Origin of the sequence: Cryobacterium sp. Hb1, assembly GCF_004403585.1 — a bacterium.
Classification (GTDB): Bacteria; Actinomycetota; Actinomycetes; order Actinomycetales; family Microbacteriaceae; genus Cryobacterium; species Cryobacterium lyxosi.
Genome location: NZ_SOHI01000017.1, coordinates 77682 through 90923, shown reverse-complemented (window position 1 = coordinate 90923; position 13242 = coordinate 77682). Strand labels below are relative to the sequence as shown.

Annotated in this window: 13 protein-coding genes and 1 pseudogene; 6 read left to right on the top strand and 8 right to left on the bottom strand. The window is 67.0% G+C overall.

Going from position 1 to position 13242, the window contains the following annotated elements:
- Positions 1-164 precede the first annotated feature (164 nt).
- Positions 165-1385, top strand: a complete 1221-nt coding sequence (locus E3T38_RS06410) for an NRAMP family divalent metal transporter (RefSeq protein ID WP_241984329.1) — start codon at positions 165-167, stop codon at positions 1383-1385.
- Positions 1376-2173: a putative hydro-lyase gene (locus E3T38_RS06405; protein WP_134547192.1), complete on the top strand. Its 798-nt coding sequence runs from the start codon at positions 1376-1378 to the stop codon at positions 2171-2173. The genes E3T38_RS06410 and E3T38_RS06405 overlap by 10 nt, the downstream gene beginning before the upstream one ends.
- Positions 2174-2180: 7 nt before the next feature.
- Here the strand turns inward: E3T38_RS06405 and E3T38_RS06400 are convergent, their stop codons facing one another.
- The 6 genes and pseudogenes from E3T38_RS06400 to E3T38_RS17285 all read right to left on the bottom strand — a co-directional run.
- Entirely contained in the window at positions 2181-2861 is a 681-nt protein-coding gene (locus tag E3T38_RS06400) for a GntR family transcriptional regulator (protein ID WP_134547190.1), read from the bottom strand.
- A gap of 30 nt (positions 2862-2891) precedes the next feature.
- The gene (locus tag E3T38_RS06395; protein ID WP_134547188.1) at positions 2892-4622 is read right to left on the bottom strand and encodes a biotin carboxylase N-terminal domain-containing protein; all 1731 of its coding nucleotides are present in this window, start codon (positions 4620-4622) and stop codon (positions 2892-2894) included.
- Positions 4623-4625: 3 nt separating this feature from the next.
- A complete protein-coding gene (locus E3T38_RS06390) occupies positions 4626-6191 on the bottom strand; it encodes a 5-oxoprolinase/urea amidolyase family protein (protein ID WP_134547186.1) in 1566 nt (521 codons plus the stop codon).
- A gap of 3 nt (positions 6192-6194) precedes the next feature.
- Positions 6195-6953, bottom strand: a complete 759-nt coding sequence (locus tag E3T38_RS06385; RefSeq protein ID WP_134547184.1) for a LamB/YcsF family protein — start codon at positions 6951-6953, stop codon at positions 6195-6197.
- A 5-nt stretch (positions 6954-6958) separates the two neighbouring features.
- Positions 6959-8029 carry a DUF2891 family protein gene (locus E3T38_RS06380; RefSeq protein WP_134547182.1) on the bottom strand — a complete coding sequence of 357 codons (1071 nt, stop codon included), beginning with the start codon at positions 8027-8029 and terminating at the stop codon, positions 6959-6961.
- A 53-nt stretch (positions 8030-8082) separates the two neighbouring features.
- A pseudogene (locus E3T38_RS17285) lies at positions 8083-8265 on the bottom strand (5-oxoproline transporter, DUF979 family subunit); the annotation flags it as partial.
- 265 nt (positions 8266-8530) lie between these two features.
- On the opposite strand from E3T38_RS17285, the gene E3T38_RS16660 reads away from it, so the two are divergent.
- Positions 8531-9013, top strand: coding sequence for a hypothetical protein (locus E3T38_RS16660; RefSeq protein ID WP_166805449.1), 483 nt, complete (start codon positions 8531-8533; stop codon positions 9011-9013).
- Between the two features lie 130 nt (positions 9014-9143).
- Positions 9144-9710: a hypothetical protein gene (locus tag E3T38_RS06365; RefSeq protein WP_134547180.1), complete on the top strand. Its 567-nt coding sequence runs from the start codon at positions 9144-9146 to the stop codon at positions 9708-9710.
- 29 nt (positions 9711-9739) lie between these two features.
- Here the strand turns inward: E3T38_RS06365 and E3T38_RS06360 are convergent, their stop codons facing one another.
- Positions 9740-10396 (bottom strand): response regulator transcription factor, encoded by a 657-nt coding sequence (locus tag E3T38_RS06360; protein ID WP_134547179.1) that lies wholly within the window; start codon positions 10394-10396, stop codon positions 9740-9742.
- A complete protein-coding gene (locus E3T38_RS06355; RefSeq protein ID WP_134547178.1) occupies positions 10393-11856 on the bottom strand; it encodes a cell wall metabolism sensor histidine kinase WalK in 1464 nt (487 codons plus the stop codon). Before E3T38_RS06355 ends, E3T38_RS06360 begins: the two co-directional genes overlap by 4 nt.
- Before the next feature lie 166 nt (positions 11857-12022).
- Between E3T38_RS06355 and E3T38_RS06350 the strand changes: the two genes are divergently transcribed.
- Both E3T38_RS06350 and E3T38_RS06345 read left to right on the top strand, forming a co-directional pair.
- Positions 12023-13003, top strand: a complete 981-nt coding sequence (locus tag E3T38_RS06350; protein WP_241984328.1) for a serine protease — start codon at positions 12023-12025, stop codon at positions 13001-13003.
- On the top strand, positions 12984-13199 hold the full coding sequence (locus E3T38_RS06345) for a hypothetical protein (protein WP_134547177.1): 216 nt from the start codon (positions 12984-12986) through the stop codon (positions 13197-13199). Before E3T38_RS06350 ends, E3T38_RS06345 begins: the two co-directional genes overlap by 20 nt.
- The last annotated feature ends 43 nt before the right edge of the window (positions 13200-13242 follow it).

Below are 13242 nucleotides of genomic sequence, written 5' to 3'. Positions count from 1 at the left end.
GGGGATGGCGGGCACACCTGCCCCATGCACTCTTCCGGGGCGATTCGTCCGAGAACAAGCCTATTCGTGCAGAAAAGTTGCGCGGATTGTTGAACAATCATAGGCTTTCTGACAATCAGTGACCGTCGGTGCTGACTCGTATCCCAAAGAAGTGAGCAGCACCCATGGCCACGACCACCACACGCAAACCCAAAAAGCTCAAGAACAAACACCGCGGGGCACTGCTCGGGGCGATGTTTCTCATGGCGACCAGCGCGGTCGGCCCCGGCTTCATTGTGCAGACCACCACCTTCACGGTTCAGCTCGGCGCCGCCTTCGCGTTCGCTATCCTGGTGTCGATCCTGGTGGACATCGCCGTGCAGCTGAACGTGTGGCGGGTGATCGGGGTGAGCGGCAGGCGCGCCCAGGAACTCGCCAACACCGTGCTTCCCGGGGCCGGCTGGTTTCTCGCCGCCCTCATCTGCATCGGCGGTCTCGTCTTCAACGTGGGCAACATCGCCGGAACCGGCCTCGGCCTCAACGTTCTGTTCGGCATCGATCCGAAGATCGGCGGGCTCGTGTCGGCCGCCGTCGCCATCGCCATCTTCCTGAGCAAGCGCGCCGGCGTGGCCCTCGACAAGATCGTGATCGTGCTCGGGGCCGTCATGATCCTGCTCATCGGCTACGTGGCCATCGTGTCGAAGCCACCGCTCGGTGAGGCACTCCGAAACACCGTGATCCCCGACAACATCGACTTTCTCATCATCACGACCCTCATCGGCGGCACTATCGGCGGGTACATCACCTATGCCGGGGCGCACCGCATGATCGACGCGGGTGTTTCCGGCCCTGAGAATGTGGGCGAGATCACCAGGAGTTCGATCCTGGGCATCATCATCACCGGCGTCATTCGGGTGCTGTTGTTCCTGGCAATTCTCGGAGTCGTCGCCGGCGGCGTAGCGCTCACGAGCGATAACCTCGCCGCCGAAGCATTCCAGTCAGCGGCCGGCAACATCGGCCTCAAGCTGTTCGGCGTGATCCTCTGGGCCGCCTCGATCACCTCGGTGATCGGTGCCGCCTATACGTCGATTTCGTTCGTCACGACCGCCAGGACCTCGCCGCGGGTGCGCAGCATCGCCACGTGCGTGTTCATCGCCGTATCGGCCACGGTCTTCACCCTCCTCGGCCAGGCCCCGGCCACCCTGCTCATCATGGCCGGCGCGGTGAACGGACTGATCCTTCCCGTCGGCTTCGCAGTCATCCTCTGGGTGGCGTGGCGCCGCCGCGACCTGCTCGGCGGCTACGTCTATCCCCAGTGGCTGCTCGTCAGCGGAGTCGCCGCCTGGCTGCTGACCCTGTACCTCGGCTACCGGTCGCTCGGCGGCCTCGTGCAGCTGTGGACGTAACGACCTTCGACCGGGCAAACGTCACCCCCGCCGAGGCCCGCGCACTGTTTCGCGAAGGCCTCGCCACGCCGACGGCGGGCTGGTCGAGCGGTTTCACCCAGGCCAACCTCATCATCGTGCCCAAAGAGCAGGCCTTCGACGTTCTGCTGTTCGCCGAACGCAATCCTAAGCCGTGCCCGATTCTCGGCGTGCTCGAAGCCGGGCAGACGACCGGCCCGCTGCTGGTCGGCGGCGACATTCGCACCGACGTCGGCCGCTACACGGTTTACCAAAACGGTGAACTCGTCGACGAGCCGACCGACCTCTCGGCCTGGTGGCGCGACGACCTGGTGACGTTCATCGTCGGCTGCAGCTTCACCTTCGAGGCGGCGCTGCAGCGCGCGCACATTCCGATCGCGCACATCGAGCAGGGCCGAAACGTGCCCATGTACCGCACGAACCGGCGCTGTGCATCCGCGGGCAACATGGCGGGCCCCCTCGTCGTGTCGATGCGGCCGATCCATGCTGACCGGGTAGCGGATGCCGCGCGCATCACCGCGCGCTACCCCGCCGTCCACGGCGCCCCCGTCCACATGGGGGATCCAGCCGAGCTCGGCATCCGTGACCTCACCAGCCCCGATTTTGGAGACGCGGTGACGGTGGCCGACGGCTTCGTGCCCGTGTTCTGGGCCTGCGGAGTCACACCGCAAGCGGCCGTGATGGAGTCCCGACCGCCGCTGGCGATCGGCCACGCCCCCGGCCACATGCTCATCACGGACGCCCGCGACGCCGATTATCTGGTGCCGTAGCGCGCCGCTACGCGCGGGAATGCGCCTCGAGCAGCTGCTCCTCTGCGCGGCGCAGGTAGTCGACCATGAGCGCGGCCGCCGCCGGGCGGTCCCCGGCCTCGAATCTGTCGAGAATGACGGCGTTGTCATCGATGTAGGGCGCGTGAAAGAGCGGATTGGCCACCATCGAGTGGAACACCAGCCGCATCTCGGCGAGCACCTGCATCATCTGCGCATTAAGGCGGTCACTTCGAGTCAGCGCGACGACGCCCGCATGAAAGTCCTGATTGGCGCTCGCCATGCCCGGTACGGAACCGTTATCGCGGGCGGCCCGAGCGCGCGCGATCGCGGCATGGAGGGCATCCGTTGTCGGGTTGGTCGACCAGGTGAGGGCCGCCGATTCCAGAAAGCGTCGCACCCGGTAGATCTCCCGGATGTCGTCGGCGGTCGGACGGGTGACGAAGACACCACGATTGGGGATGCGGGTGACGACGTGCTCGCGGGCGAGGGTGGCGAACGCCTCGCGCAGGGTGTTGCGGGAGACGCCGAGCACCTCGCAGAGCGGCTCCTCCGACAGCTTGGCACCGGGTGCGAGCTGACCGGCCGAGATGCGCTCACGCAGCATCGACGCCGCCCACAGGCCGGTTTCGGTGTGGCGCGCGTCGACGCTCTGGCGACGCAGGTCGGGCAGGATCTCGTCGAGGGTCATAGGCACAGCGTATCCATTCTCCGGTGCCGGTCAGGCTTCGATCCCCGCGACGATGGCGTGCACGGGCACGGCGTCGCCTTCCGCCACGAGGAGTCCGACAAGCGTTCCGGAGCGGTGCGCGACGACGGTCGATTCCATCTTCATGGCCTCCAGCACGAGCAGCGCCTCGCCTTCGACCACTGTTGCGCCGGCCTCGACGAGCCACTTTACGACGGTGCCGCTCATGGTGGAGCGCAGTTCGGCCGGATCGGCTTTCGGGATCGACGCCACCACGGCAGCAGCGCCGCCCTGCGCAAGGCCGCCGAACAGGTTCTCTGGCAGCCCCAGGGCCACCCGTCGCCCGTCGAGTTCGATCGTGATGGTTCGGCGACTTACCGGCGGGTCGGCCGGGATGAGTGAGGAGTCAGCGGCGAGCTGCTCGGCGAACTCTGTTTCAATCCAGCTGGTGTACACGCCAAGCCGGTCGGGCCCGGTGAACGAGGGAAGGTCAACGACCGCCCGGTGAAACCCGAGCACGGTGGGGAGGCCCACGATCTCAAACTCGGCGAGCGCCCGGCGGGCACGTCGCAGGGCCTGCGGTCGGTCAGCGCCGGTGACGATGAGCTTGGCGAGCAGCGAATCGAATTGCGGGGCGACGGCATCCCCGGAACGGATGCCGGTATCCACCCGGATTCCCGGCCCGGTCGGCACGGTGAACGTGGTCACGGTCCCGGGCGACGGCAGAAATCCGCGGCCAGGGTCTTCGGCGTTGATGCGAAATTCAAACGAGTGGCCACGCGACACCGGATCCTCCGACACCGGCAGCCCGTCTCCGGCCGCGATGGCCAGCTGGGCCAGCACGAGGTCGACGCCGGAGGTCTCCTCGGTGATCGGATGCTCCACCTGCAGGCGGGTGTTGACCTCGAGAAAGGAGAGGCTGCCGTCGTCGGCCAACAGGTACTCCACGGTGCCGGCGCCGACATAGCCGGCCTCCCGGCAGATCGCCTTCGCCGAGGTGTAGATGAGATCACGCTGGTCTGCGGTAAGAAAAGGGGCCGGTGCCTCCTCGACGAGTTTCTGGTTGCGGCGTTGCAGGGAGCAGTCGCGGGTGCCGACGACGATCACGTTGCCGTTCCCGTCGGCCAGAATCTGGGCTTCGACGTGCCGGGGCTTGTGCAGAAAGCGCTCGACGTAGCATTCGCCGCGGCCGAAGGCGGCAACGCTCTCGCGCACTGCCGAGTCGAACGATTCCTCGATGGCGTCGAGTTCCCAGACCACCTTCATGCCGCGGCCTCCGCCGCCGAACGCCGCTTTGATGGCTACCGGAAACCCGTGTTCCTCGGCGAAGGCGCGTATCTGGGCTGCGCTGTCGACGGTACCGTTCGAGCCGGGCACGAGCGGAGCGCCAACACGCACGGCGATCTCGCGGGCCGACACCTTGTTGCCGAGCATTCGGATGCTTTCCGGGCTCGGACCGATCCAGGTCAGGCCGGCGTCCTGCACGCCCTGAGCGAAGTCGGCATTCTCGGAGAGAAAGCCATAGCCGGGGTGCACCGCGTCAGCGCCGGCCCGGCGGGCGATGGCCAGCAGTTTCGGCACGTTGAGATAGGTGTCAGCCGGGCTGTTGCCGCCCAACGCGTAGGCCTCCGTGGCCAGGCCAACGTGGAGAGCGTCGGCGTCGACATCGGCGTAGACAGCCACCGAGTCGAGCCCGGCGTCCGAGCAGCCACGAATGATGCGCACGGCGATTTCCCCGCGGTTGGCGATGAGTACTTTGTGCACGGTTCAGCTTTCGTTCAGGGTTTCAGGGGTGATGGCGAGAAAGCGGATGCGTGCGCCGGTGCCGAGTTGAGCCGCCTTGTCCAGGTCGGTATGCAGCACCACGCCGAGTACCGGGTAGCCGCCGGTGACCGGGTGGTCGGCGAGGAACAACACCGGAAGGCCCGAGGCGGGCAGCTGGATGGCGCCGGAGACAGTGCCCTCGCTCGGCAGTTCGCCGCCGCGCGCGCGTTCGAGGGCTCGCCCGTCGAGACGCAGGCCGATGCGGTTGGACTGCGCGGTGACGGCCCAGTCGGTGCGGTCGAAATCAGCCAGCGTGTCGGCGCTGAACCAGTCGGCGCGGGGGCCGGGAATGTAGCGCAGCACGGTCACTGCGGCCGGCGGGTCGACCGCGGGTTCAGCGGCACCGACCACGCTCGTTGGCGGAGCCGGCAGCACGCGCAGTGCGGTGCCGGCCAGAAGCGGCCCCGGCCCGATTCCCGACATCGAGTCACTCGAGCGGCTGCCGAGCACGAGCGGCAGGTTGAAGCCGCCGCGCACGGCGATATAGCTGCGCACGCCCGACACGGGGGCGTCGACGGTCAGCCGTTCGCCGACGTGCAGCGCGAACGGCGCGTCGGTGGGCACGACGCGGGGGGCGGCATCCGTTCTGTCGATCGTGATGAGAACCGATGCCCCCGTTACCGCGAGAACCTGCTCGGTGCGCGCGTCGAGCACGAGGCCGCCGAGGGCGTTTTCGAGTACGGCGGCGGAGGCGAGGTTACCGACCAGCCGGTTGGCGCGGCGCAACGCTCCGCGGTCGAGGGCGCCGGCGCCGGCCACGCCGAGGTGGGCGAGGCCCGGGCGGCCGAGATCCTGCACGGTGGTCTGCGGCCCGGGTTGTACGACGACGAGGTCGGCCGGGAGGTCGACGATGTCGGTCCCGATGGCCGTCGGCGCGGCGCGCGCAAACTCACGCACAGCGCGAAACTGTACCCGACTGCCGGGTTGGATGAGGGCCGGCTGGTCGCGGTCGAGGTTCCACAGGGCAGCATCGGTGCGGCCGATCAGCTGCCAGCCACCGGGAGAGACCCGCGGATAGATAGCCGAGTAGGCGTCGGCGAGCGCCACCGAACCGGCCGGCACGGCCCCCCGCGGAGTGCTGCGTCGGGCGACCCGCAGGCGGTCGTCGCCGACGAGGTACGCGAAGCCGGGGGCGAAACCGCCGAACGCGGCGGTCCACAGCTGCCCGGTGTGCGCCGCGATCACGCCGTCTGGGCCGAGGCCGGTGAGTTCGCCGACCTCGTCGAGATCGTCCCCGTCGTAGATGACCTCGATGGTCACGAGGCCCTCGTGCGCGCTGGCGGCCGTGTACGGTTCGATCGCGCTCAGCAGCTGCGCAAAGCCGCGAGCGGATGCCGCCGAGTCGGCCGTCACCAGCACGGTTTCGGCGGCGGCGACGAGGTCCACCTGACCGGGCAGCGGATACTCGCGCAGTGCTTCGTATAGGCCGAGCACCTCGCTGAGGCTGCCGAGCTGCACGAGCACGGCTCGGTCTCCGACCGGGCGGATGGATCGAATACGGGTGGGCATCCGCTACACGAAACTAGCGATGGAGACGCCGGCACCCAGCAGCGCGGAACGCACCGCCGCGGCGAGGAGCACCGCGTCAGGGGTGTCGCCGTGCAGGCAGATGCTCGTCGCCGGCACGGCGATGACCGAGCCGTCGATGGCGACCACAGTGCCGTCGAGGGCGAGGCGGATGACCTGTGCGGTCACCGCCTCGACCCCGTGCAGCACGGCTCCCGGCAGCGTGCGCGACACGAGACTGCCATCGGGGTTGTAGGCGCGGTCGGCGAAGGCCTCGGACACGGTGCGCAGGCCGGCGGCTTGGGCGAGGCGTTCGATCTCGCTGTTGGGCAGCACCATCAGCGGCAGCGTCGAGTCGACAGCGAGTACGGCGTCGACCACGGCCTGCGCCTGCACCGGGTGGTGAGCGATGGTGTTGTAGAGGGCGCCGTGCGGTTTCACGTAACGCACCGCGGTACCGGCGGCGCGCGCGAGGGCCTGCACAGCGCCGATCTGGTAGATCACATCGTTGCTGAGTTCGGCTGCATCCATCTCGATGAAACGGCGGCCGAAGCCGGCCAGATCGCGGTAACCGGGGTGTGCGCCCACCGTGACGCCGGCAGCGGCGGCCGCGGCGCAGGTCGCGCGAATAGTCGTTGGATCGCCGGCGTGGAACCCGCCGGCCACGTTCACGCTCGTGACCGAGGCGATGATGGCGGCGTCGTCGCCGAAGGTCCAGTTGCCGAAGGACTCTCCGACGTCGCTGTTCAAATCGATGGTTGCCATAGGTTCTATGCTGCCGTATCAGTCGGGTGTGTCAGAGCGGATGCCGATAACAGCGCATCCCAGGCGAAGGTTGCCAGCCAGTGCGAGGACATGAACTCCGGCGCCACGACTGCTGCGAGTCCGGCCCGAAGCAGGGGGTCCCTGGCGGCGTCCAGGGCCGCCACTGCCGGTGCCGACTCCGGCGTCTGGCCCAGCGCCGCGAGGATGCGCGTCACCTGTCCGGCGCGGGAGAGGTTCAGTCCGTGCAGGTGCACGAGATATCCGTCGGTCTCGTCGGTGACCCCAAACGGGCGCACGATGCGCGAATCGGCCGTCAGGCGGGGCAGGAACGATGCGAACCAGACGGCGAATTGCTCGGGCGCAAGTACTCGGCGCAGCAGGTCGGCCTCGCTCAGCCCGGCGGAGAGAAAGTCCTGGCCGCTCATTTCCCAGTCACCGGGCCAGTCGGCATCCGCGTGGAACCAGGTGAGGGCCGCGGTTTCGCAGGCCAGAGCAGCGTCGGCGCGGTCGAGGGTTCGAAAAGCGTCGAGCATCAGGCCGAGCCCGAACGCCGAGTTGGTGTGCAGACCGTGACGCACCGGCCATTCGGCTTTTTCCACCCAAGCCATGAACAGTTCGGCCACGATGTCGACGATCGGATCGAGAGCGGATGCCCACCCACGAATCTCGGCGTTGGTCGACGCCGCGCAGGTGGCCGCGAGCCGGACCAGCCAAGCCCAGCCGTAGGGTCGTTCCCAGCTGGGGTTGGCGAGCAGATACGCGCTCTCGACGCGCAGCTTCTCGACCGTGAGGTTGGCGCCGATCGCCTGACGGAGGGCGGCGTCCCGCTCGCTGTCCAGGCCGTGCTCGAGCAGCATCACGCCCAGGGCGTGCATGTGCACGCAGGAATGCCAGTCGAACGAGGTGTAGAAGGCCGGGTGAATCTGCTCGGGCGTTGGTCGGTCATCCGCTGAATGCGTCGTGTGGTGGGCCGAGTGCGGATACAGCCTGGCCAGATTGTCGAGAACGATGTCGGCGTACGTCGGGGCCAGCCCACCCAGTAGCGCGGGTGCGTCGAGAACGGTTGGTGCGGGCATGGTGCTCCACTTCGTTGTGCGGTTGAGAAAGCGAGAAAGTACATCAGGGCAACGGTGACGCCGGGCAGCATGCCGATGGCGTAGACGGCGGCCGGGTTGCCGTTGAAGATCTGCACGCCTACGGGCCAGCCGATCGCGCCGGTCATGATCGGGAATGCTGCGAAGGCATTGCCCATCAGTACCGAGAACAGCAATACGCCCACGATGATCAGGAACACACCAATCAGTACGAGCATATTTCTCCCAGTAGCGCCCGCGTGCCCGGGTACGCCAAACAAACCCTTGATCACCGGGGGTATTGCTCGCCATGTCGAAGCGGATGCCCGATCAGCGTTTTGCAGAGCCTACCGAATTGTTCAACAATCCTACAAGCTTGGGCCGTAACTTCGTCTGCCCCCGCTGGCTCGATCGCGTCAAATCTAAGAGAATTCTCACGATTGCCTTGGTTTGGGCTTAGCTGTAGCCGCCACACTGAAGGATGGATTGTCGATGGGAGGCCTCATGAACGCGCGTAATACCTGGACTCGACCGCTGCGCTGGATCGCCGGCGCGGGGGTGGGGGCGGTTCTGCTCGTGGCCCTGGCTTCGGTTCTGGCCGATTCGCTCGCCATCGCCGAACAGCCGGGGCGATCCATCGGCATTCCGGCCGTGTCTGTGCAGCCGAGCGGGGCATCCACTGGGGCGGCGACACCGGATTCAACGCCGAGCGCCGAACCGACGAGCACCGAACCGACGAGCGCCGACCCCACCGGCACCGATTCCACCGGCACCGACCCAACGGGTACCGACTCGACCGGTACCGACCCGACCGGTACCGACTCGACGGGCACCGAACCGACCGTCCCCAGCGCCGCCCCTGAAGTCGTTCCCGCTCAGGATCCCGTCGTCGTGGACGATCATGGCGGTGACAACCCCGATCATGATGACGATATCGGCGTTGACGATTCCGGCGGAAGCTCCGGTTCGGGCCGCAAAAGCGGCTGATCCCTGTGCATGAGAGCGCTCTCATGCACTTCTCGTGCCGGTCTTATCGGCGTGCGGTTGATTGATCCTGTGGAGATCGACACCACGAAATCAATCCGCCGCTTACCCGGCGCAGACGAAAGGCCACCCCATGTTTCAGATGAAGAAGAAGCACACCATCGCCTTCGCAACCCTCGGCCTCGCCGGGTTGATGTCGGTCGGCGTGATCGCCGCCCAGGCGAACACCGCCCCGAACGTCGTAGCGCCCACCAGCACGTCGAGCAGCAGCCCCGCCGCTACCGGTACACCCGATGCCCCCGACGACAGTGACGGGCGCGTCGGCGGCGGCAACGGTATCGACGATCAGTTCGATGATGCGATCAGTAACGATGTGAACGACGCCCCCGACGACAGTGACGGCCGCCTTGGCTCCGGCCATGGCGCCGACGACATGAACGACGCCCCGGACGACAGTGACGCACGCCTCGGCTCCGGCCATGGCGCCGACGACGTGAACGACGCCCCGGACGACAGTGACGGCCGAGTCGACAGCAACTCCGGCTCCGGCAACGCGGTCACGGTCGACGACTCCAGCAACTCAGGCGGCGGTAGTGATTCCGGGCACGATGACTACAACGGCAACCGCAATTCCGGAAGTGACGACTCGGGCCATGAGGACAGCGGCGACGACTCGGGCCACGGCAGCGATCACGAGTAACTCGCTCAGCCGCGAAATGGGCTGTCGACTCAGGTGAGTCGGTAGCCCATTCCGCGTACCGTCTCAATGCGTTCCGCACCGAACTTGGCGCGCAGATACCCCACATAAACGTCGACGATGTTCGATCCGGGGTCGAAATCGTAGCCCCAGACCCGGCTGAGCAGCTGTTCCCGGCTCAGCACCTGATCGGCGTGGCGCAGAAATTCTTCGGCGAGCGCGAACTCCCGGGCCGAGAGATCAACCTGCCGGTTTCCCAGGGTCGCCCGTCGGGTACGCAGGTCGAGTTGCAGCCCGGCGACGCTGAGTACGGTGCTCGTCTCGCGCGGGGCTTCCGCCATGCGCAGGCGCACCCGCGCCAGCAGTTCGTCAAACCGAAACGGTTTCGACATGTAGTCGTTGGCGCCGCCCTCGAGGCTCGCAAGGGTGTCTTCGGCCGAGTCGCGAGCGGTCAGCACGACCACCGGCAGCTCCGACCCGTCGGCCCGCAGCTGTCGTAGCACCTCGTAGCCGTCGAGTCCAGGCAGCCCGATGTCCAGAATCAGCAGGTCGAACCCGCCGGTGATGGCGTAGTCGAGGGCGTCCGTTCCGGTGCGCACCACCACGGTGGAGAACCCGGCAGCGACGAGTCCCTTCTCGATAAAACTGGCGATGCGGTCTTCGTCTTCGGCGATCAGAATGCGGCTCACAAGCGGATGTCCTTCAGGTCGGGTGTCGCAGGTGCCGAGTCGGCGGGGAGGTCGATGGTGAAGGTAGCGCCGCCGCCGGGAGTCGGGGAGATGAGAACGGTCCCGCCGTGCGCCTCGGCGATGGCCGCGACGATGGCCAGGCCGAGGCCGGAGCCGGCCGGCCCACGTCCGCGAGTACCGCGCTGAAACCGGTCGAAGATGCGCGGCAGCAGTTCGTCGCTGACGCCCGGGCCGTGATCGCTCACCCAGAGCTGCAGGCGCGGCTGGCCGGCGGCATCCAGTGTGAGGGCGCTGCCGAGCTCGATCGCTCCGGTCGGCGCGCCGTGGGTGACCGCGTTGGCGGCTAGTTGCAGCAGCGCCTGCGTCAACTTGTCGGCGTCGACGGCCACGACCACGTCGGCTGTCTCCGTGGTGACCCAGCTGTGCGCCGAGAGCGCGCCCGCGTTCTGGCGCACCCGTTCGACCAGCGCGGCAATGTCGGCGGGGTAGCGTTGGGCGAGTGCCGACCGTTCGACCTGTGCCAGAGCCGAGATATCGCGTACGAGGCCGCCCATGCGGTCGAGTTCGTCGATCGCGAGGTCGCGGGTGGCCGCGACATCGGCCGCGCTACTGGAATTCATCAGCTCGAGATGCCCGCGCACGATGGTGATCGGCGTCTTCAACTCGTGACCGACATCATCAAGCAGCTGGCGCTGCCCGGTGAGCGCTCCCTGCAGGCGGTCGAGCATCTCATTCACGGTCGAGGTCAACGCCGACACGTCGTCGTGGCCAACGACGGGGATACGTTCGCTCACATCCGACGCGGTGATGCGCGCGGTGGCTTCGCGCAGGCCACGGATCGGGCGCAGCAGGCGCCCGGCAACGACCCAGCCGACCAGCCCGACGACCATCAGGGTCGCGAGGCCCACGAAAAGATAGGTGCGGGACGCATCGGACACCGGCCGCAGTTCGGCGTTGACATCAAAAGCTGCAATGAACGTACCCCGCGCCGGATCGCCATCGACGGAGACCGGCACGAAGACGTAACGCAGCAGCCGGCCAGACGCCGTGACGGTCCCGAGCACGACCTCGCCCGTGGCCGTTTCAGCCACGCTGCGCGCAACGAGCACGTCGTCGGCCAGCCGAAAGTCGACGGCACGCGGTTCCAGCGCCGCCACTCCGTCGATGACGGCGAGGGTGCTTTCGTTGGTAGCCGGACGCACTCCGGCAATGACGGCACGCAGCGCGCCGCGCACATCGACGGCTGCCGAATCTGCGGCGACGATACGCGCGTCGTCAACGGTGTCGGTGAGCACCGCGTCGATCTCGATCAATGTGCGTTCGCGCTGCACCACGTAGGCGGTCGTTCCGGCGATCGCCAGTCCGGCCGCGGTCACGAGCAGAATCGCGGCCAGAATGCGCACGCGCACCGACAACGCGGGGCTTCGTCGCCGCGCGCGCACACCGATCCGGTCCGACATTCACTCAGTATGGCGGGTACCGCCGTCGGTCGACCATTCGAACGAAAAATGCACCCCGGGGAGGCCGCACCCATAAAGGGTAGACAACGCGATCACTGCCAAATATCGTATTGATACTGGTGGTAAATCAGTTCGCTGGATGTGATCGATAACTGGAGTGAAGCCCATGATGCGTAGCAAAGTTAAGACCGGCGCCCTCTCGGCGCTTCTGATCGGCACGTTAGTCGGTGCTGGCGGGTTCTTGTCGACCGGCGCAGCCTCCGCCGCCAGTGTGCCGGGGGCCGTTATTACGTCTTCCTCGGCGGATGTCGACCGCTGGGTCGTCCCACAAACGCAGCAGGGCGGTGACTACTGGACACCGGAACGCATGCAGGGCGCCATACCGGGGGAGGTCCTGGTGCAGGACAACATTGTGGCCGGGGCAATCGGCGCCGTCGCTGCCGGCGCGACCTCTCTGATAGCCCCGCAGAAGGCCGACCCCGAGCAGTCGCCGACGGCCTCTCGAATCTCCCCCATCTCCCACATCGGTAAAGTCTTCTTCACCCTCGGCGGCACCGACTACGTCTGTTCCGGCAACTCCGTCTCGGCTGTAAATGAGAACACGGTCGTCACCGCGGGGCACTGCGTCAACGAAGGCCCCGGCGCTTTCGCGTCACGGCTCACCTTCGTGCCGGCCTATGAAAACGGCACGGCACCGTTCGGCCAGTGGAATGCCACCGAGCTGTACGCTCCCACCCAGTGGAGCAACAGCGGTGACATCAGCTATGACACCGGCTTCGCCATCGTGTCCTCACCCACCGGCATGTCGTTGAGCGACACCGTCGGCGCGTCGGGCGTCACATTCAACCAGAGCCGTGGTCTCACGTACACCGCCTACGGTTACCCAGCAGCCGCGCCGTTCGACGGTGAGACCCTGCAGTCCTGCTATGGCACTGCCACCCCTGACCCCTACGGCCAGAGCCAGTCGCAGGGCATCCCTTGCAACATGACTGGCGGATCGTCGGGCGGCCCGTGGATGATTGGCAGCGGTTCCACTGGCCTGCAGAACTCGGTCAACAGCTTCGGCTACAACAACATCGCGGACACCATGTTCGGGCCCTACTGGGGGTCGGTCATCGAGAACACCTATGTCGCCGCATCCGCGTGACCCGAGCGACGCGAACCCGGTTGCCCGGCGGCGCCTCGATTCCGATGCCGCTGACTGGACTGAGGAACAGATGCGAGCGGCCCGGCCGCGCATAATCCGTCTGAACCCCGACGGGTCGCGCGAGCTCGACGACGCAACCGCCGTACCGGAGGCTGAGCGCGTCGACGACGCGGATACCCCGCCGACAAAATCCTGAATCACTGAAAGCCCCGTCCGAGACTTGGACGGGGCTTTCAGTG